This is a genomic window from Amycolatopsis oliviviridis (genome assembly GCF_014654365.1).
In the GTDB taxonomy this organism is placed as follows: Bacteria; Actinomycetota; Actinomycetes; order Mycobacteriales; family Pseudonocardiaceae; genus Amycolatopsis; species Amycolatopsis oliviviridis.
On sequence record NZ_BNAY01000004.1, the window covers coordinates 331,863 to 350,854 of the forward strand.

An 18,992-nucleotide genomic window follows, 5' to 3' on the forward strand; every position below is an offset into this window, starting at 1 on the left:
CCTTTGCTATCGCGTGGTGACGCGGAGCGAGCGCAGGCCCCGGATCACGAACTCCGGCCGTCGTTCCGGTGTCTCCGCGAGCTCCAGGCCGGGCAGCTTCCCGGCCAGCGACGTCAGCGCGGCCGCAATCTCCACCCGCGCGAGCGGGGCGCCGACGCAGTAGTGGATGCCCATGCCGAAGCCGAGATGCGCGTTCGGCGTGCGGCCGATGTCGAGGGTGTCGGGCCGGTCGAACACCTTCGGGTCCCGCGCGGCGGCGCCGAGGAGCGCGCCGATCTTCTCGCCCTCGGCGAGCCGGAATCCGGCGATCTCGACGTCGGCGGTCGCCGTCCGTTCGAAGAGCTGGAGCGGCGCGTCGAAGCGGATCAGCTCCTCGACGCACGGGTCCAGCAGTTCCGGGGAGGCCACCAGCCGCTCCCACTGGTCCCGGTGGGTCAGCAGTGCGTTGACGCCGTTCCCGATGACGTTCACCGTCGCCTCGTGCCCGGCCATCAGCAGCAGGACCGCTGTCGCGACCAGCTCGTCCTCGGTGAGTTCGCTGCGCAGGAGGTCACTGACGATGTCTTCGCCAGGGGAGTCCGCGCGCCGCTTCGCGACGTCACGCAGGTAGTCGACGAACTCCGCGGCCGCGGCCTCGGCGGCGTCGCGCTTGTCTTCGGCCAGTCCGTACTCGTACATCTTCACGATGTGGTTCGACCATGTGACCATGCTCGGCCCGTCCGTCACCGGGACGCCCAGGAACTCCGCGATGACCGCGACCGGCAGCGGCTGCGCGAGGTGCGCCAGCAGATCCGCCGAACCGGTCTCGGCGATCTCGGCGGCGAGGGCGTCGACCATGCCGTCCGCGAGTTCGGCGACCATCGGCCGCAGCCGCTGGACGTGCCCGCGGCCGAACGCGCCCGCGATCACCCGCCGCAGCCGCGTGTGGGCGGGCGGCTCGTTCTCCAGCAGCGAGTTGCGGTGCAGCAGGTTGAACGACGCGAACCGCTCCACCGGCAGCGCGTCCTGCCAGATCCGCCCGAGCCCGCGATGCCGCAGGACGGCGGCCGACGCCGCGTGCGACACCGCCACGGCGATGCCGAGGCCGTCGTGCCGGTGCACTTCGCCGCGCTCGCGGAGTTGGGCGAAGGACGGATACGGATTCGCGAGGAAGGCCGGGTCGGCGAGGTTGAACACCCGCCGACTGTAACCCGGCCGGGTGCCGCGCCGGGGTGGTCGGCCCCGGCGCGGCAAGGGAGCTACAGATGCAGCCAGAGTCCCAGGTGCAGGCCGATGCCGTGGTGATGGTGACCGTGGTGGTGACCGACGCACAGCAGCAGGCAGTGGCGGGCCTGGACGGTCGAGTCGGACTGTGGCGCGGCCGAAGCCGTGCCCACGGCGGGGCCGGCCAGCATCAGCCCGAGTGCCACGGGAAACGCGGCCAGCGCGGCCCGGCGTTTCGAGGTGCTCATCTGTGATCCCTTCTCCGCACGACGACGCCGGTATGGCGCCGAGATCGAGTATTCGGTGCGGTGCGGGGAAAACGGCAGGCTGATCACCCGCGATTCGATCGTCCGGATGATGACAACCGTTTTCAGGCACGTTTGCGTGATACACGAACGGCCGCTGAAACCGGCCGATCCGGTCAATCCCGTGGGCGGCGGGGTGTCGTCCACGACGGTTTCGTCACCGACCCCGCCGGCCTCGCGGTCCTGATCGCGCGCGGGAAGGGCGGGGGTCTTACGAGGCCCGCGTCCTTCCCGCGATAGCGTTTCGAACCGAGCTTGAGGAGGCTGACGTGGGCAAGGGTTCGCGCAAGAAGGGTCCCAAGACGACCTCTGACCGCAAGCCGAAGGTGCGCGACGTCTTCGTCGGCCAGCCCTTCGAGGGACTCGCGGCGGAGACCGAGCTGATCGCGTTGCGCGAGTTCGTCCCTTCGGCGACGGCGGCGCTCACGCTGGCGGGCTCCGGCGAGAAGGTCACCCTCGGCACGGTGCTGCCGATGGCGGCGGCCGCCTTCGTCCGGTCCGACGGCGAGCGCTACGTCGGCATGCAGGTGCAGACCCGGTCCTCGGACATCAGCCGCGACCTCGGCCGCGCGCTCCAGTGGGTGCTGGAGGCCAAGGAGGGTGACGTCCTGTCCGTGCCGGACACCACGACGCCGCCGACGGCCGACGAGAAGGCCCGTCTGCAGGACCTGCTCGACACGACCGTCGAACTCGACGCCACGCTCTACAACGACTTCGCCTGGTGGCTGCCCGAGGACGCCGACGCGAGCGGCGACGTCGCGCTGTCCCTCGAACGCGCGAACGCGGCGATCATGCCGACCGAGCGCCTCGGCGCGGGTGCCTACTGGGTGCTCGCCGGGGAGAAGGCGCACCTGCGCTGGGTCCGCCCCGAACCGGAGAACCTGCTGCTGCAAGCGCTTGCGCGACTGTCCGCGGCCGGTGAGCTGGGCCTCGGCGAGGGCTCCCGTTACGCCGGTTCGTTCCGCGCGCACGGGCTGCTCGTCCCGGTGTGGGACCTCGACCCCGAGGCCCACGCCCGCGAATGGGCCGACGCGAAGGACCAGCTCGGCGTCCGCCTGGAGGCCGCGCTGAAGTCCCTCGACTCCGAGCCGCTCAACGCCGCCGAGCGCCGCTCGCGCGACGGCCTGATCGGCCGCCAGCTCACCATCCGCTGATCTCGCGTTTCGTCCTCTGGATGCGGTAGTTGCCCGCGCAACCACCGCATCCAGAGGACGAATTGCGCGAGGATGGTCGCGTGATCCTGCATATCTGCCCCGAGGGCGACTGGGCCGCGGTGCCCGAAGGCGGCGTCTACACCGCCGCGTCCCTCGAAACCGACGGCTTCATCCACTGCTCGGACCCGGGAACCGCGCACATCCCGGCCAACGCCGTGTTCGCCGGCCGCACCGATCTGCTGCTGCTGGAGATCGACCCGGCGCTCGTCGGCGCGCCCGTCGTCTGGGAGGACGGCGACCCGCCGCATCCGGCCGCGATCCAGTTCCCGCACGTGTACGGTCCGATACCCCGTAACGCCGTGGTGGCCGTGCACGAATTCCCTGTTCAGGGGGACGGTTCGTTCAGAATTCCCGAGTCCGTGTCGAGACGTTGAGCAGGCAACTCCTCATCCGGCCGGGCGTCTCCCGAAAGTGTTCGCGGCGAGAGACAACCTGTGGGGGCGGTCATGCGTTTCGGAAGAGGTGAGCCAGGCGAACCTGGCCGCGTGACCCCGGGAGGAGGCGATACGGTGACCGCTGCCGCGACGGTCATCCCGGGGACGGACGTCTGGGGGGACGGCGAGAGCCGAGGGAGAGCCGTGCCTGCCGAGCTCACCGACTTCGGCGACTTCGTGCAGGCCAGCCTTCCGGGCCTGCTCAGGTACGGGCACGCCCTCACCGGGAATCCACACGACGCCGCCGACCTGGTCCAGACCGTGCTGGAGAAGATCGGCTCCCGCTGGTCCTACGTGCAGCACAAGACCGGCGACCCGATGGCCTACATCCGCCGTTCGATGGCCAACGCGCACATCAGCCGCTGGCGCCGGACCAAACGGGAGAGCCTGGTCGCCGACCTGCCGGACACCCAGCCGTACAGTCCGGCCGACCCGTTCGAGCACGAGCCGCTGTGGCAGGCGTTACGCGCGCTGCCGCCGAGGCAACGCGCGGTGATGGTCCTGCGTTACTACGAGGGGCTGTCCGAAGCGGAGATCGCGGATTCGCTCGGCGTCAGCCAGGGCACGGTCAAAAGCCAGGCGAGCAAGGCGATCGCCTCGTTGCGCACGAAGCTCGCGCTGTTCGAGCCCAAGGACGAAGGGAGGGAAGCGGGATGAACATGTCCGAAGAGGACGTGCAGCAGAAGCTGCGCGACCTGTTCTCCGACGAGCGGCTGGGCGCGGGATCCACGCTGAATCCCGAGACGATCGTCGCGGGCGCCCGTCGCCGCCGTCGTCGCCGCCAGCTGATGCAGACCACGAGCGGGATGGCCGCCGCGGTCATCATGGTGGGCGGCGGGCTCACGGTCTTCACGATCCACGACAGGGACAACGGCGCGGCCTTCCCCGGCGACCAGCTCACCATGGGCGCGGCCTCGTCGAGCCTGCCGTTGCCGGGGCCGGGGAGCTCGGTGCCGCCGGAGTCCCCGCCCACGCAGCCGTCGGAAACGACGTCCACGCCGATGCATTCGACGGCCTCCGACGGGCCCGTCAAGCCGCCGAAGAGCACCGCCGCCACGAAGCCGCCCGCCCAGGGCAAGGTGACCACCGGCTCGCTGCTGACGGCCGCCGGCTTCGGCAAGCTCCGGCTCGGGATGAGCGAGTCCGAGGCGGAGGCCACCGCCGGTCCGCTGCGGGCGAAAGAAGTCCGGGGCACCTGCACGTACGGCTACGCGGAGGGAACGGCCGTCGTTCCGGGGCCGGCGTCGGTTTCGCTGACCGAGGCCGAGGGGATCACCGTCATCAACCCGTCGGGCACGGTGCACACCCCGGAGGGGATCGGTGTCGGTTCGACCGAGGCGGACATCCTCGCGGCCTATCCCGGCACCACCAAGGACGGCGGCGCGTACGTCGCGCCCGCCAGCGCGGTGAGCGCGTACCGGATCTCCGTGGCCAAGGACGGTTCGGCCGTCAGCATCCTGCTGACCAGCAACAACCAGGACTGCCAGTTCAGCTGAGGCTGAGGCCGTCCACGCGAAAGGAAACCCGGGCTGCTCCAAGGGGGAGAGCCCGGGTTTTCCTGTGGTGGGAGCGTTGGTCAGTGCGTCAGAGCGCGCCGCCCGCGACCGGGGGCATGCTCGAGTCGGCGCCGCCGTCGCCGACGGATTCGCGGTGCAGGTGGTTCTCCACCTCGAACAGGTTGCCGTCGGCCCGCTTGACGATGTTGAGCAGCGTGGACATCTGGGAGATCTCCTCGACCTGCTCCTTGAGGAACCACTGCGTGAACTGCTCGCCGATGTAGTCCTCTTCGGCGCGGGCGGCCTTGGCCAGCTGCTGGATGTCGGTCGCGACGTCCTTCTCCTGCTGCAGCGCGAGCTCGATGAGCTCACGGACGTCGGAGAAGTCGTTGCGGACGTCGCCGGTGCCGGGGATCTCCACATGGTGGTCGGTGTCCAGCATGTACTGGACCAGCGCCATCGCGTGGTTCCGCTCCTCGACGGACTGCTTGTAGAAGTGCTTCGCGAGTTGCGGCAGGTCCTCGGCGTCGAACCAGACCGCCAGCGCGATGTACTGCTGGGAGGCGTTGAACTCGTTGTGGATCTGCGCCTGCAGCAGTTCGTAGAACTTCGAGCGCGGTTGCTTCTTGGTGAGGGCCATGTATTCGAAGATACGTCATGTCCCTATTCGATTTCCACTTTTTCCTGGTGATCTCCCCCCTATTAGGTTACCATTACCGACAATAGGTCCACCTTAATTAAGTAAGCCTTCCCTAATTAATTGCGATCAATTAGGGAAGGCTTACTTAATGTGTTTCTCAGATGCTTTCGCGCCGGATCGGGCACGACATGCAGCGCGGCCCGCCGCGGCCGGAGCCCAGCTCGGAGCCGGTGATGGCCAGTACCTCGATACCGGCCTCCGCCAGGCGGGCGTTGGTTTCCACATTACGTTCGTACCCGACGACGACGCCGGGGGCGAGCGCGAGGGTGTTGTTCCCGTCGTCCCATTGCTCGCGTTCCGCGGTGACCGGATCGAGTCCGGTGTCGATGACGCGGAGCCGGTCGATTCCCATCGCTTCGGCGGCCGCGGTGAGGAATGGGGCAGGCCCTTCCACCTTCACCGAACCGTCGTCGGTGGGGCGCATGGTGAACGCGGTCAGGGAATCGCGGGAAAGCGGATACATGACGACGGCGTCGGCCGCGACCATCGTGCAGACGGTGTCCAGATGCATGGTCGCGCGGGTCTGCTGGATCGGGACGGCGAGCACGGTGTGCGCGATGCCGTCGGCGAACACCGACCGGGCGAGGGACTCGGCGCCCGCGGCGGTGGTCCGCTCGCCGACGCCGATGGCCAGGACGCCCGGCGAGAGCAGCATGACGTCGCCGCCTTCGATCGGCGCCGAATGCGCGCCGTACGCGCGGGCCGCGTGGCGGAACCACGGGTGGTAGGCGTAGATCAGGTCCAGCACGGCGGTCTCGCGGACGCGCGCGGGCATGGTGAGCGAGGAGACCGCGACCCGGTTGCCGATCCACGCCGACGAGTCACGGGTGAACAGCAGGTTCGGCAGCGGATCGACGGCGAAGTCGTTCGGGTGGTTCATCAGCCGGACCAGCGAGGCGCCCTCGGCGGCGGGCAGCTCCTCGAAGGTCATCCCCGCCATCAGGACCTCGGCCAGCACCGCGGGGGAGACGCTCGATAGATGGGAGCGCAGCGAATCGGCCAGATCGGGACCGAGCCGCCGCTCGTCGACGGCCGCGTGCACGCCGGCCGCGTGGGCGCGGGTGTCACCGAGCGCCGTGCGCAGCGCGTCGGCCAGCAGCAGCACCTCGACACCGCGGCCGCGCAGCACCTCGGCGAACGCGTCGTGTTCCTCCTGAGCCCGGTCCACCCAGGGGATGGAGTCGAACAGGAGCTGGTCGTTGTTGCGAGGCGTGAGCCTTTTGAGCTCGTTGCCGGGCCGGTGCAGCAATACCGCGCGCAGGGGGCCGACTTCGCTGTCAACTCGGGGTGGAGTCGTCTCGTCAATCACCGTTTCACACTAGCTAGGGAAGCCAGGAAACTCGCCCCTTGAGCAGCGCGTATCCGACGAAGGAAACGAAATCCAGTGCGGTGTGCGCCACGATCAGCGGCCACAGCCGGTTCGTCTTCTGCCACAGCCTGCCGAACACCAGGCCCATCACGACGTTGCCGACGAAACCGCCGAATCCCTGATACAGGTGATACGACCCGCGCAGCACCGACGACGCGACCAGCGAGGTGTTCTCGCGCAGCCCCAGCTGCCGCAGCCTGGTCAGCAGGTACGCGACGACGAGCACCTCTTCGGCGAACGCGTTCCCGAAGGCCGACAACGTCAGCGTGATCGGCCGCCACCACGTCTCGCCCAAAGTGGACGGTTGCACCGACAGGCTGAACCCGAGGCTGTAGGACAGGAAGTACAGCCCCAGCCCCGGAATCCCGATCACCGCGGCGAGCAGGAGACCGTGGACGACGTCGCGGCCGGGACGCTGTTTGTCGAGCCCGATCTCCGCGAGTTTCATCCCGCCGCGCCACAACAGGTACAGCCCGAGCGCGCCCCAGCCGACCAGCTGTCCCGCGCTCAGGAGCTGCTTGAGCAGGTCGACCAGGCTCAGCGTCGCCTGGGGGACGTTGAGCTGCGCCTGTTGCTGCGCCAGCGGGACCGGCTGCAGCAGCGAGTCCACAAGGGACAGCAGGCTGCGCAGCCCGGAAAGGCCGAGGGTGATGCCGAAGACCACGACGAGTTCGATGACGATCGCGCGACGGCGCGCCGGGTCCTCCACGAACTCCGGCAGCGCCGGGCGTTCGGGACGCAGCCAGCTCATCCCGCACAAGCTACCGTCGGGTCATGCCCAGGAGTATCGCGACCAACGAAACCGTCGACCGGGCCGCGCTCGTCGACTTCCTGTCCACCCGTCACCGCGCCATCCTGATGACCACCAAGGCCGATGGCGGCCCGCAGCTCTCCCCGGTGACCTGCGGGACCGATGCCGAAGGCCGCCTCGTCATCTCCACGTATCCGAAGCGCGCGAAGGTGGTCAACATCCGGCGCGAGCCGAAGGTGTCCGCCTGCGTCCTGTCCGACGAGTGGAACGACCAGTGGGTCCAGCTGAACGGCACCGCCGAGGTGCTCGACCTGCCCGACTCGGTCGAGCCGCTGGTCGACTACTTCCGCGCGATCTCGGGTGAGCACCCCGATTGGGACGAGTACCGCGAAGCGATGGTGAAGCAGGGCAAGAGCATCATCCGCGTCACCATCGAATCGTGGGGCCCGGTCGCCAAGGGCGGCTTTCCCGCGGAACTCGCTTAGCCGAACGAATACGGGCAACCGACGAGCCTGCGGATCTCACCGCTCAGCTGCTGCGGGCCTTCGACCGGACGTGAGAACGCGAGCCGGACGTCGTGGTCGCCGGAGTCGGCCTCGACCCGCAGCCGCAGGCCGTAGCGGTCCAGCCCGAGCGGCCGGATCCAGCCGTCGCGCAGTTCGGCGGGCACGTGCTTGGCGAGTTGCTGGACGACGTCGGCGTGGTCGGTCTCCAGATGCCGCAGCCACGCGGCCTCGTAGTCGTGGAACGGGTCCGGCGGCGCGGCGCTGAACATATGCGGCCGGAGCGAGTGCGTGCCCTCGGCGTCGGCGAGGACCAGCGACGCCGGGGTCAGCCTCAGCAGGGTCAGGCCGTGCCCGACGTCCAGCAGCCGCTCGTCCGGCCGGGTTTCGGCGATGGACACCGCGCGGGCGCGCGCCGACACCTCGGAGAGCGGGCGGAGCCAGCCGGTGATCCACAGCAGCCCGCGGATGGGTTCGCGCAGGTCGACCGGCGCCTGATCGGTCAGTTCGACCATCACCGCGAGCTCGCCGCGTTGCGCTTCGTGCGCGCGTTTCACCAGGTGGTGCTCGTCCGGCAGCAGGACGCTGACGCTGCCGCTCGTGTGCACGTGGTGCAGCTCGGGGATGACTCGGCCGTACTGTCCTGGCAGGTCGCGCTGTTCGGCGGTCGGCATCAGCGTCGCCGGTCCGTTGCGGGTGGCGATCGTCTTCGCGCGTTCCGCGGGGTTCGGCGCCGGCGGGCGGCGGATGGACGTCGGTGTGGTCACGGCTCACCTCCTAGTTAGGTGAGCCTAACCTGATTTGCGAGCGGGATGGAAGTAGCCTGGATCACTTCTCGCCGCGCGCGTATAGGTTGACCAGGTGGAAGAGCACAGAATCCGGGGTGTCGAACCACCCGAAGGGGTTCCGGCCGTCAACATGCCGGTCCTGGCGCCCTTGCTCGACCGGCTCATCGTGACGTACGGGACGATGCTCTTCACCGCCGGGATGATCGTCGTGCTGGGCGTCTACCTGGCGTTTTCGGGGCGGTACGGGGTCGCCGTGCCCGCGTTCCTGATCTCCTTCATGACACCGGTCGCGGTCTACTTCGGGTACGTCCTGCTCGTCGGATGCTCGCCGATGCGGAAGCTCACCCGCAAGCCGTTCCGCCTGGTGAGCGGGCTCGACGACGCCGTCATCGCCGGTGCGTGGGTGAGCGTTCCGCTCGACGGCCGCTGGTTCGTCGTCCGGCTCCCCGCCCCGCTCCGCGCACAACTCGCGGCTCAGCGGCGGCTGTGGGTGCTGGGGCCGTTCTTCCTGCTTCCTGGTGTGATCGTCCCGCGGAACGGCAAGTTCCGGGACGCCCCCGTGAAGGGCTCGGTGCCGCTGACGACCCAGCCGGTCTCGCCGGGACGGATGCTCACCCTGCAACGACGGCTCCTGGCGTCGTACTACCTGCTCACCGCCGGTATCGCGCTGGTGGCGGCCGCCTTCTCGATCTGGGTCGCGATCGATTTCCCGGACCGCCACAGCGTCCTGGTGCCGGACGCGCAGGTACTGGCCGCCCTCTGCCTCGTCGCGACGATCGGCCTCGTCATCACGGCCGTCGTGATGACGAAGCCGTCCCCGGAGCCGACGTGGACCGAACTCGCCGTCATCTCCGGACCGGCGTCGGTCAACCTCGTCGGCATGGTCACCATGCAGGGACGGACGGTGCTGCCCGACGGCCGCGAGGTCACCGTCCGGGCCGGTGGTTCGGATCTGTCCCTGGCCGCGAACATCGCCGCGACCGGACGGCTGTGGGTGCTCGGAGTGCCGATGGCCGGGAAGACGGCGAAGGCCGGAGTGCCAGGTCACGCGGTTTTCGGGCCGGTCAAGTTCGGCCGGTAACGAACCCTCGCGTCCCGGCGATCAACCGGCAACCTGGGCTTGGGGGAGTCATGCACGATCCGGAAATCTCGTCTGTCCGCGTTCTCGAGCCGATCCGCGATAGCCCGGCGGTCGAGATGCCGGTCTTCGGTGCCCTGCTGGGGACCATGCGGGGGGCTCGCGGCCTGTGGTTCGTCGTGCCGTTCACCGTGCCCGGGACCACCGGCGCCTTCGCGAGTGGCGGTGTCAGCGCCGTCCCGGCGCTCGTGCTCGTGCTCCTCGTGATGGGCGTGCTGGCTTGGCGTGCGCCGTGGTCGATCCCCTGGAAGGCCCTGGCCGAACTCGCGCGCAAGGAACCTTTCCGTGAGCTGTCCTTGCCACCGGAAGGTTTGTTCGCCGTCGGGGCGAAGGTGTACTTCAGGCTGCCCGGTGCCGAAGTGTCGTGGGCCGAGACGCGGCTGCCCAAGCCCGCCCGGCTCCAGCTCACGGCGCAGCGACGGGTCTGGCTCCTCGGCCCCGACGAGAAGGGCCGCCGATTCCTTCAGTTGCCCGGGGTGCTCTGGCCGCATCGGGTGCGGACGGTATCGGCCCTGCCCGGCGGCGCGGCTCGGCTGGACGCCGTCGAACAGCGGAGGGTTCCGCTCGAGGAGGACGTGGTCCTGCGCGCGCACCGGCGGCGGGTGGTCGGCGGGATCCGCTCCTGGTTCGTGGCCGTCGCGGTCACCCTGACGCTGTTCATGGCACTGCAGATTGTCGCGATCAGCGAAGGAAGCATCAACGACGCGGCGGGAATCATCCTCGTGGGGGTCGCCTCGATGGTCCTTCCGATCCTGGCGTTCGACGCGGTCAAAGGGATGCTGAAGCCCCTGCCGCTGGGCGGATGGACCGAGCTGGTCGCGGTCCCGCACCGCCCGCCCCTGGTCGGTGCCTCGGGGCTGGCGACCCTCGCCTGCCGGGTGCAGTGGCCGAACGGCTGGTGGAGTGACGTCTATCTGTCCAAAGTAGACCCGGCATTGGTGGCGAACATCTGGGCCACGCAACGGCTGTGGATCATCGGTGAACCCTTCCGCGGCGCGACCACGTTCGCGGGCGTCCCCGGACACGCCGTCCTGGGCCGCGTCAAGTTCAGCTGAGCGAGCGCCGCGTCGCTTCCTCGGTCTCCACGACGCCCCGCCGGATCCCTTCCAGCCGCTCGCCCAGCTCGCCGATCGTGGTGGTGTCGAGCAGTGAATCGCCGGTGGCGGCCGACAACTCCGCTGCCCTGGCGACCAGGCCGTCGAGGCCGAGCGCGCCGGATCGCAGCTGCGCCAGCAGCTTCCGCTGCGCGCTCGAAAGCCGCGCGTGCACGTCTTCCTGCGCCTGCACGGCTTCGAGCGACTGCGTCAGGTCGCCGCGGATGTCGTCGTCGGCCGTCTTCAGTTCCTTGCGCAGCCGGGCTTTCTCGGCGGACACCGCGACCGGATCCACCCGCGCCAAAGCCTTCCCGGTGGCGGACGTCCGGCCCGCCAGCCGCCGCAAGGTGTCGATGGTTTCCGCCACCACCGGTTCCATGTCGGACACCCGGTCGGCGAGCGGTCCGGCTTCGAGCGAGCCGGAAATCGAGGAGAAGCCGTCGGCCGCCGCTTCCGCGCGCCGCAGCCAGCCCGCCTCGGGCGAACCCGGTTCGACGTCGGGGAGAGCCCGTTCTTCGAGCTCCGGCGCGGGTTTCGGCCGCGTGGCGGCGGCGACCCCGGCGCGGGCGGCGAGCACGGCGGCGCCGACCCCGAGCGCGGCGACCACCGGCAGTTGCACCGCCCAAGCCGCACCCGCCGACGTCGCCGCGAGGAGCAGTCCCCACGGTTCGGCTAGCTCACGGACGAAGCGCATATCCGAGGATCTCAGAAATTCGAGATCACGGCGGTGAAGACCTGGTCGATCGAGTCCGGTTTGGACGAGTCGTACCCCACGCCCTGGGTGGTCTCGGCGATCTCCTTGAGCACGTCCAAGTCCGCGTCGGAGCCGTAGGCGATGGTGAACATCCGCACCGCCTCGCCGCCGCCCTCGGTCCGCAGCTGCCCGACGAGGTTCGGCAGATCGATCCCGCCCGGATCCTCGTTCCGGCCGTCGGTGAGCACGACGACGGCGTTGATCGCGTTCGGGTCCAGCCGCTGCTTCATGAATTCGTAGGCCGCGAGCGACGAGTCGTAGAGCCCCGTCCCGTTCTGCGGCGTCAGCCCGTTCAGCCGCGACGCCAGCTCCTGCCTGCCCGGCTCACCGCCGATCGGCGACACCGGCCGGAGCTCGACGTAGTCCTTGTCGCCGCTCAGTTTCGTCGAGAACATCCACAGCCCGACCTTGTCCGCGTCGCTGAACTGCGGCAACGACGCCACGGCCGCCTGCTTCGCGAGATCCATCTTGTTCTTCCCGGTCCCGCTGACGCCGTCGCCCATCGAACCGGAGACGTCGACGACCAGCAGCACGTTCGCCTTCTTCCGCAGGTCCTTCCACGACTTCAGCACCTCGGTCAGCACCGGCGGGCTCGGCGGGCGGATCAGGTTGAGCTTCCCGTCGGGCTGGGCGCCGTTCTCCTTCGTGGTCTGCGAGCCGGGTTTCCCGTCGAACGTGCGGAAGCCGATGTCGCTGAACTTCTGCTGCGCTTCGGCGCCGCGCAGATGCGCGAGGAAATCCGCCGCGACCTGCTTGTGGAGGTCGTCGGCCCAGTTCAGCACGGTGAACGGGTGATCGGAGTTGAGCGTGCCGTCGCTCGGGTAGATCCCGGCGAGCGGCACCTTCGGCGGCGCGTGCTGGCCGCGTTTCGCCGGGTCGTTGGTGGGATTGCCCTGGTTGTAGCCGACGAGCGAGTTCTCCTCGACCGTCACCGCCGAGATGTACGACATCGCGGCGCCGCGGTCGTCGGCCTTCTGCAGGTTCGTCAGGAACGTCAGCGTGTTGTCGCCGTAGTGGACGATGGCCTGCTCGACGTTCTGCACGAACGTCCGCGCCTCCGGTTTCGCGAGCGCGTTCGCGGTGAGGTCCGAAGAGGTGCCCGTCGCCGCGTAGTAGGCGCCGATGGTGGCGTTGAGACCGGACGTCGAGATGTTCGGATTCGTCTTGCCCAGCCGGAACTTCCCCCATTCCGGATGCCCGTACTTCGCCCAGCCCTGCGGATCCGTGGCGAGCGCCGCGAGGTCCTTCCAGCCGATGCCCTTGTCCGGCCAGCCGAGCGCCTCGGCCATCGGTTTCGGCATGGCGACGACCAGCGGCGCGTTCGCGACCGATTCCGGGTCGCCCTCGGGCACCAGGGCGGGGTGGTCGGTGCCGGTGAGGTTCTGGCGCAGCAGGTTCACCCAGCCGGACGCCGCCGGCGTCCAGACGTCCGGCCGCGGTCCGTCCACGGCCTCGTTCCAGCCGCGCGACAGCGCCTGCATCGCGGTCCCGGAGGACTTCGACTGCACGAGGACGTCGACGCAGCGTCCGGCCACCGTGCGGCCGCTGTAGCCCTTCGCGATCTCGGCGACCACGCCCGCCTTCTCCGGCGAAGACGACACCTGCAACTTGACCGCGTCGCCCGTCGTGCACTTCGCTTCCGCGGCCTCCTCGCCGGAGTCGCTCGTGATCGCGCGCAACCCGATGATCAGGCCGACGGCGACCACCGCCGCGGCCGCGAACGCCAGGACCTTGCGGCCGCCGCGGGACTGCTGAGGATTCACGACCATGGAGAACCTCCGCCGGTGGGAAGACCGATTATCCGGAGGTTTCGCCTCGGCCGGGTCGGCGTTGCCGAACCGTTGCGGCCGTGGCGGTACTTATCCCGCCATCTTTTCCGCATTTAGTCCTCTGAATGCGTGGGCACCCGCTCGCGCCGGTCTTCGAACTCCGCATTCAGAGGACTAAATGCATGCCATCAAGCGCCCGGACCCCGGCCGGACCAGGTCCACGCGTACCCGTGGTCCTCCGACGCGTCGGCCGCCTCGCCGAGATCCAGCGGCGCGAAGGTGTCCACCATGACCGCGGTCTCGTCGAAGAACTGGGCGCCGATCGACGCCTCCGCCGCCCCGGGCTGCGGCCCGTGCGTGAAACCGGACGGGTGCAGCGAAAGCGAGCCGACCTCGATCCCGGAGCCCTTGCGCGCCTCGTAGTTGCCGCGGACGTAGAACATCAGCTCGTCGGAGTCGACGTTCGCGTGGTTGTACGGCACCGGGATCGACTCGGGGTGGTAGTCGACCTTGCGCGGGCAGAACGAGCAGACCACGAAGTTCGGGCCCTCGAACGTCTGGTGCACCGGCGGCGGCTGGTGCACGCGGCCGGTGATCGGCTCGAAGTCGTCGATGTTGAACACCCACGGGTACAGGCAGCCGTCCCAGCCGACGACGTCGAACGGGTGGGTCGCGTAGGTGTAGCGCGTCAGCCCGGCGCGGTGCCGCACGAGGACCTCGACGTCGGTGCCGTCGACGACCAGCGGTTCGGACGGGCCCCGGATGTCGCGCTCGCAGTACGGCGAGTGCTCCAGGAACTGGCCCTTCGCCGACAGGTACCGCTTCGGCGGTCCGATGTGGCCGCGCGCCTCGATGGTCAGCAGTTTGACTCCGTCGGCGTGCGGGAGCACGCGATAGGTGCACGACGTCGGGATGACGAGGTAGTCGCCGTCACCGACTTCGAGCGAGCCGTAGATCGTCTCGACGGTCGCGCTGCCGCCCTGGACGTAGAACAGCTCGTCGCCCGCCGCGTTGCGGTACAGCGGCGAAGGCCGGTTCGCGTGGACGAAGCCGATGGTGACGTCGGCGTTGCCGAACAGCCGCCGCCGGTCGGTGACCGCGTCGGCGTCGCCGAACTTGAGGTCGTGGGTCTTGAACGCGCGGGGCTTGAGCGGGTGGTTCGGGGTGATCGGGCCGCGCTCGTCCTCGATCGCGACGGCGTCGACGATCGCGGTGGGCAGGCCGCGGTGATAGAGCAGTGCCGAGTCCGCCGAGAAGCCCTCGACACCCATCAGTTCCTCGGCGTACAGGCCTCCGTCGGGCTTGCGGAACGCCGTGTGGCGCTTGTGCGGGATCTCGCCTACCTGCCGGTAGTAAGGCATCGGAATCTCCCCGGAACGTGTCCGTTGTGCGAACGATTTTGTCCTGATGTCGTACGCTACTAGCGTGTCAGTCGTGTCAAGCGCTGTGGAACTCACGCCACCCGGCCCCCGAGGAATCCCTCCCCTGTTCGCGCGGCTCGTCGACGACTCGGCGTTGTTCCCGCCCGGTGAGGCGTCCATGCCCGAAGCGCTGCGTGCGCACTTCGCGTCGAGGGCCGGTGAACACTCCGGCGTCCTCGGTGTGTTCCTGTGCCAGGCGTCGCGGCTGCCCGAGCTCATCACCGAGCTCATCAAGATCAAACCGAAGGAGCCGCTGCCGCTGTCGCTGATCATCGACACCGGCCTCGGAGGGGTCCCGAAGGCGATCTCGATCGTCGAATCGCGCAGCGAGATCCTCGCGCTGCGCATGGTGGAGATGCCCGCCCCCTCGGACGTCGACGAGGTCTGGCTGGAGCGCGTCTCCGAATTCGTGCCCGAGGACGTCATCCGCGTGGTCGAGCCGCGGCGCGGCGTCGGCTGGCTGGACGGCGTGCGGAAGGTGATCGAGCACGGCAGCTGGCCGAAGATCCGCTGCGGCGGCAAGGCGGGCGAGAACTTCCCCAGCGTCGACGAGGTCGCCGACTTCCTCGCGGTGGTCAGCGGCTCGACCGGGGCGTCGTTCAAGGCGACGAACAGCCTGCACCGCGCCGTCCGGCACACCGAGGAGTCGAGCGGCTTCACCCATCACGGGTTCCTGAACCTGATCGTGGCGTCCGCACGGTGCCTTTCGGGTGGCGACGTCCGCGCCGCCCTCGAATCGACCGACGGCGCCGCGCTGGCGGCCGAGGCCAAGGGGATGTCGGAGCCGGCCGCGAAGGCCGTTCGCGGGCTCTTCGCCTCGTACGCGGCGGCCTCGTTCGACGAGCCGGTCGCCGACCTCGGGGAACTCGGGCTGTTGTGAGTCGCGAAGGGTCGCTGACCCTGGACAGAGGGCTCGCGCTGCTGCAGGCGGTGGCAGACGCCGGTGGCGAGGCGGCGACGATCTCCGAGCTCGCCGTCGCCATCGGCGCGAGCCGGGCGGCCGTCTACCGGCTGCTCGTCCCGCTGTCCGAGCGCGGCCTGGTGTGGCGCGACGGGAACAAGGTGCGGCTGGGCGTCGGCCTGCTCCGGCTCGCCGGGCAGGTCCTCCCGCAGCTGCGCGAGGCGGCCAGGCCGGTGCTGCGGGAGCTGGCGGAGAAGGTCGGCGCGACGGCGCATCTGTCGGTCGCGCAGGGGGACCAGGCGCAGGCCGTCGCGGTCGTCGAACCGTCCTGGACGAGCTTCCACGTCGCCTACCGCGTCGGCACGCGCCATCCGCTGTCCGCCGGCGCGGCGGGCAAGGCGATGTCACTGCGCCCCGGCGGCGGCGAAGGCTGGGTGACCTCGTCCGGTGAGCTCGAGGCGGGCGCGTCCGGCGTCGCCGCGCCCGTGCGCGGGGTGCCGGGGTTGAAGGCCAGCCTTGGCGTCGTATCGCTGGAGCCGCTGGACGCCTCCGTGGTGGGGCCCGCGGTCGTGAACGCCGCCGTCCGGCTGGCCGAGGTGCTGAAGCAGCCCGAGTAGCGCGTCAGCGGGTGCTGAGCAGCGGGCGGACCATCGTCGCCAGCAGGGTGAGGTCCACGGCGAACAGGAGCCGCTCGAACAAGCCGAGCGTGACCTCCTGGTGCGACGGTCCGGTGAGCATCGTCCACACGAAACCGCCGAGCACGATCACCACGGCGGCGAAGCTCGCCACCGCGAGCCGCCGGATCGTCGTGCGGCGCGGCTCCCACGGACAGCGTGCCCGGCCGGGGCGGGTCAGCACCCAGGCGGCCGCGGGAAGCGCGAGGAAGGCCGTCAGCGCGGCGTAGTTGTGGATCTGCCCGGCCAGCGAACGGGCCTGGCCCTCGGGGTCGACGGGGACCAGCGCGAGGACGAACAGCCCCGCGCACCAGACGCCGAGCAGGACGAGAACGGACTCGTACCCGCTGCGGTGCGCCTTCGCGATCCCGCCGAGCAGGGCGAGCGAGCCGAGCCCCAGCGCCAGGCACATCGCGCCGAACAGCGGGGCCGCAGTCGAACCGGGCGAGAGGTAGCCGTAGACGTACTCGGACAGCGTCTGCCAGATCGGGCTGACCTGGCTGGACAGCCGCAGATGCAGGTCGATCGAGATCGCGACGGCGACCGCCATGCCCAAGATCGCGAGCCTGCCGTGCACCGGGGAGACGGCACGGGCCGCGAGGATCTTGGGCGAGGTCACGACCGGTTTCTCCAGGCACGTCGGGGCGGGTGTTCACCTTTTCGTTCCCGAAAGGTTACCCGGCGAACCTGTGAAAAAGCCGTGGGCCTCAGAAGGCGAGCTGGGCCAGCGCGAACAGCGAGAACCCGGCGAAGACGAAGCCCGCCACCCGCTGGATCAGCTTCGGGCGGATGCGGCTGCGGACCTTCGCGCCGATGAAGACGGCGAGCCCGGCGACGGCGACCAGCGCGACGAAGGAGCCGAGCGCGACCGCGAACGGGTTGCCGAAGCGGGCCGTGAGACTGGCCGTCGCGAGCTGGGAGGCGTCACCCCACTCCGCGGCGAACAGCACGCCGAACGACGTCAGCGCGGAGCGGAGGAAGGACACGGGACCCGCTCCGGAGCGCGACGCGTCTTCGCCGCCGTCCTGGCCGGGAGAGAACCCTTCGCGCAGGAGCATGTACGCGCCGATACCGAACATCGCGGCGACGATCGCGGTCACCAGTGTCTCCGGCAGCAAAGTGAGCACACTGCCGAAGGTGGCGGCGATCGCGCATTGCACTGCGAACGCCGCGGTGACTCCGGCGAATACCGGCCATGCCCGGAAACGGGTGGTGAGAACCAGGGTGGCGACGAGGGTCTTGTCCGGCAGTTCCACGGCCAGTACCAGGCCGAACGCGCTGATCAGCGCCAGCATCGAGCCAGACATGATGAATTCGCACCCCTTTCACTGCAACGATAAAGGGGCGATTCAGAGAAAGGCAAGCTGATCGCTTTTCCGAATCGGGCGGCATGTGCGGGCGAATTGTTTTCCTCGGCGGAGCGGAAAGGAGATTTCGGCGAACCGAATTCTTTTTTCAGGCTTCGCTGGTAGCGTCTTCGCTCGTGGACGAGCGAGCGCGGATCGAGGACGTGTGCGGCCGGCTGAGGGACCACTACGTGTTCCCCGACGTCGCCGAAAAGTTGACGGTGTTCCTGCGGGCGAGGCTGGGGGAAGGTGCGTACGCGGGGCTCGACGACCAGGCGTTCGCCGTCGCCGTGACCCAGGACCTGCAGTCGGTCAACGGGGACAAGCATCTGCGGCTGCGGCACCACGTCGACCCGCTGCCCGAGGTGGACGGGGAGTCCTTCGATCGCGAGGAGTTCCGGCGCGAGGCGGAACTGAACTGCCACGGCATCGCGTCGGCGCGGCGGCTGGCGGGGAACGTCGGCTACCTGGAGACCAAGCTGTTCTACGGGCCCGGCATCGCCGGTGAGGCCCTCTCCGCGGCGATGACGCTGCTCGCGACCACCGACGCGCTGCTCGTCGACGTCCGGGAGAACCGGGGCGGGGATCCGACGACGGTCGCGCTGCTGATCAGCTACCTGGTCGACGAGCCGGTGCACTTCAACAGCATCTATCTGCGCGACGGCGACGTGACGAACCAGTTCTGGACGCTGCCGTACGTACCGGGCCGCAAATTCGGCGCGGACAAGCCGGTGTGGGTGCTGACCGGGCCGACGACGTTCTCCGGTGCCGAGGACCTCAGCTACTCGCTGCAGCAGCTGGGCCGGGCGAAGACGGTCGGCGCGGTCACCGGCGGTGGGGCGAACCCGCGGCGGCAGTACAAAGTGGACACCCATTTGGACGTCACCGTCCCGGGTGGACGTGCCGTGAACCCGGTCACGGGGACCAACTGGGAAGGCGTCGGCGTCCGGCCCGACATCGCCGTCGACGCGGAGGCCGCTTTCGACGCCGCGTACGCGTTGGCCCTGGAACACGTGCTGACACTGGGGGATTCCGGCGTGCGGCGGCAGGTCGCCGACGAGGCGCGGCTGGCACTCGCCGGTCTCGGCTGAAGCCGGGCGCGGGACCTACGTCCCGCCTAGGTCAGGACCAC

Annotated in this window: 21 protein-coding genes; 10 read left to right on the forward strand and 11 right to left on the reverse strand. The window is 69.5% G+C overall.

Going from position 1 to position 18,992, the window contains the following annotated elements; genetic code table 11:
- Positions 1–6 precede the first annotated feature (6 nt).
- Together IE302_RS19365 and IE302_RS19370 are read right to left on the reverse strand one after the other, a co-directional pair.
- The gene (locus IE302_RS19365) at positions 7–1,176 is read right to left on the reverse strand and encodes a cytochrome P450 (protein WP_191255906.1); all 1,170 of its coding nucleotides are present in this window, start codon (positions 1,174–1,176) and stop codon (positions 7–9) included.
- Between the two features lie 62 nt (positions 1,177–1,238).
- On the reverse strand, positions 1,239–1,451 hold the full coding sequence (locus IE302_RS19370) for a hypothetical protein (protein WP_191255907.1): 213 nt from the start codon (positions 1,449–1,451) through the stop codon (positions 1,239–1,241).
- A 326-nt stretch (positions 1,452–1,777) separates the two neighbouring features.
- Here IE302_RS19370 and IE302_RS19375 point away from each other — a divergent pair, with 326 nt between their 5' ends.
- From IE302_RS19375 to IE302_RS19390, 4 genes are all read left to right on the forward strand, one after another.
- The gene (locus tag IE302_RS19375; protein WP_191255908.1) at positions 1,778–2,662 is read left to right on the forward strand and encodes a DUF5926 family protein; all 885 of its coding nucleotides are present in this window, start codon (positions 1,778–1,780) and stop codon (positions 2,660–2,662) included.
- Between the two features lie 80 nt (positions 2,663–2,742).
- Positions 2,743–3,096: a DUF952 domain-containing protein gene (locus IE302_RS19380; RefSeq protein ID WP_191255909.1), complete on the forward strand. Its 354-nt coding sequence runs from the start codon at positions 2,743–2,745 to the stop codon at positions 3,094–3,096.
- 204 nt (positions 3,097–3,300) lie between these two features.
- The gene (locus IE302_RS19385) at positions 3,301–3,813 is read left to right on the forward strand and encodes a SigE family RNA polymerase sigma factor (RefSeq protein ID WP_191256297.1); all 513 of its coding nucleotides are present in this window, start codon (positions 3,301–3,303) and stop codon (positions 3,811–3,813) included.
- Positions 3,810–4,652, forward strand: a complete 843-nt coding sequence (locus tag IE302_RS19390; RefSeq protein ID WP_191255910.1) for a hypothetical protein — start codon at positions 3,810–3,812, stop codon at positions 4,650–4,652. Before IE302_RS19385 ends, IE302_RS19390 begins: the two co-directional genes overlap by 4 nt.
- 88 nt (positions 4,653–4,740) lie before the next feature.
- On the opposite strand, the gene IE302_RS19395 is transcribed toward IE302_RS19390, so the two are convergent.
- From IE302_RS19395 to IE302_RS19405, 3 genes are all read right to left on the reverse strand, one after another.
- Positions 4,741–5,292 (reverse strand): ferritin, encoded by a 552-nt coding sequence (locus IE302_RS19395; protein ID WP_191255911.1) that lies wholly within the window; start codon positions 5,290–5,292, stop codon positions 4,741–4,743.
- Between the two features lie 157 nt (positions 5,293–5,449).
- Positions 5,450–6,661, reverse strand: coding sequence for an arginine deiminase (locus IE302_RS19400; RefSeq protein ID WP_077241282.1), 1,212 nt, complete (start codon positions 6,659–6,661; stop codon positions 5,450–5,452).
- A 13-nt stretch (positions 6,662–6,674) separates the two neighbouring features.
- Positions 6,675–7,472, reverse strand: coding sequence for a CPBP family intramembrane glutamic endopeptidase (locus IE302_RS19405; protein WP_191255912.1), 798 nt, complete (start codon positions 7,470–7,472; stop codon positions 6,675–6,677).
- Positions 7,473–7,495: 23 nt separating this feature from the next.
- On the opposite strand from IE302_RS19405, the gene IE302_RS19410 reads away from it, so the two are divergent.
- Entirely contained in the window at positions 7,496–7,957 is a 462-nt protein-coding gene (locus IE302_RS19410) for a PPOX class F420-dependent oxidoreductase (protein ID WP_191255913.1), read from the forward strand.
- Here the strand turns inward: IE302_RS19410 and IE302_RS19415 are convergent.
- On the reverse strand, positions 7,954–8,742 hold the full coding sequence (locus IE302_RS19415) for a DUF2470 domain-containing protein (RefSeq protein WP_191255914.1): 789 nt from the start codon (positions 8,740–8,742) through the stop codon (positions 7,954–7,956). The two genes, IE302_RS19410 and IE302_RS19415, sit on opposite strands and share 4 nt — an antisense overlap.
- A 94-nt stretch (positions 8,743–8,836) precedes the next feature.
- On the opposite strand from IE302_RS19415, the gene IE302_RS19420 reads away from it, so the two are divergent.
- Together IE302_RS19420 and IE302_RS19425 are read left to right on the forward strand one after the other, a co-directional pair.
- Positions 8,837–9,844 (forward strand): hypothetical protein, encoded by a 1,008-nt coding sequence (locus IE302_RS19420; RefSeq protein WP_191255915.1) that lies wholly within the window; start codon positions 8,837–8,839, stop codon positions 9,842–9,844.
- A gap of 50 nt (positions 9,845–9,894) precedes the next feature.
- The gene (locus IE302_RS19425; protein WP_191255916.1) at positions 9,895–10,956 is read left to right on the forward strand and encodes a hypothetical protein; all 1,062 of its coding nucleotides are present in this window, start codon (positions 9,895–9,897) and stop codon (positions 10,954–10,956) included.
- Here IE302_RS19425 and IE302_RS19430 read toward each other — a convergent pair.
- The 3 genes from IE302_RS19430 to IE302_RS19440 form a co-directional block, all read right to left on the reverse strand.
- A complete protein-coding gene (locus tag IE302_RS19430; RefSeq protein WP_191255917.1) occupies positions 10,949–11,689 on the reverse strand; it encodes a hypothetical protein in 741 nt (246 codons plus the stop codon). The two genes, IE302_RS19425 and IE302_RS19430, sit on opposite strands and share 8 nt — an antisense overlap.
- A gap of 11 nt (positions 11,690–11,700) precedes the next feature.
- Positions 11,701–13,518 (reverse strand): substrate-binding and vWA domain-containing protein, encoded by a 1,818-nt coding sequence (locus tag IE302_RS19435; RefSeq protein ID WP_191255918.1) that lies wholly within the window; start codon positions 13,516–13,518, stop codon positions 11,701–11,703.
- 188 nt (positions 13,519–13,706) lie between these two features.
- Positions 13,707–14,879: a homogentisate 1,2-dioxygenase gene (locus IE302_RS19440; protein WP_191255919.1), complete on the reverse strand. Its 1,173-nt coding sequence runs from the start codon at positions 14,877–14,879 to the stop codon at positions 13,707–13,709.
- A gap of 85 nt (positions 14,880–14,964) precedes the next feature.
- On the opposite strand from IE302_RS19440, the gene IE302_RS19445 reads away from it, so the two are divergent.
- On the forward strand, positions 14,965–15,819 hold the full coding sequence (locus IE302_RS19445) for a hypothetical protein (RefSeq protein ID WP_005149519.1): 855 nt from the start codon (positions 14,965–14,967) through the stop codon (positions 15,817–15,819).
- The gene (locus IE302_RS19450; protein WP_191255920.1) at positions 15,816–16,457 is read left to right on the forward strand and encodes an IclR family transcriptional regulator; all 642 of its coding nucleotides are present in this window, start codon (positions 15,816–15,818) and stop codon (positions 16,455–16,457) included. Before IE302_RS19445 ends, IE302_RS19450 begins: the two co-directional genes overlap by 4 nt.
- 4 nt (positions 16,458–16,461) lie before the next feature.
- Here the strand turns inward: IE302_RS19450 and IE302_RS19455 are convergent, their stop codons facing one another.
- Both IE302_RS19455 and IE302_RS19460 read right to left on the reverse strand, forming a co-directional pair.
- Positions 16,462–17,133, reverse strand: a complete 672-nt coding sequence (locus tag IE302_RS19455; protein WP_191255921.1) for a DUF998 domain-containing protein — start codon at positions 17,131–17,133, stop codon at positions 16,462–16,464.
- Positions 17,134–17,221: 88 nt separating this feature from the next.
- A complete protein-coding gene (locus IE302_RS19460; protein ID WP_039914838.1) occupies positions 17,222–17,809 on the reverse strand; it encodes a TMEM165/GDT1 family protein in 588 nt (195 codons plus the stop codon).
- Between the two features lie 188 nt (positions 17,810–17,997).
- Here IE302_RS19460 and IE302_RS19465 point away from each other — a divergent pair, with 188 nt between their 5' ends.
- Entirely contained in the window at positions 17,998–18,951 is a 954-nt protein-coding gene (locus IE302_RS19465; RefSeq protein WP_191255922.1) for a S41 family peptidase, read from the forward strand.
- The last annotated feature ends 41 nt before the right edge of the window (positions 18,952–18,992 follow it).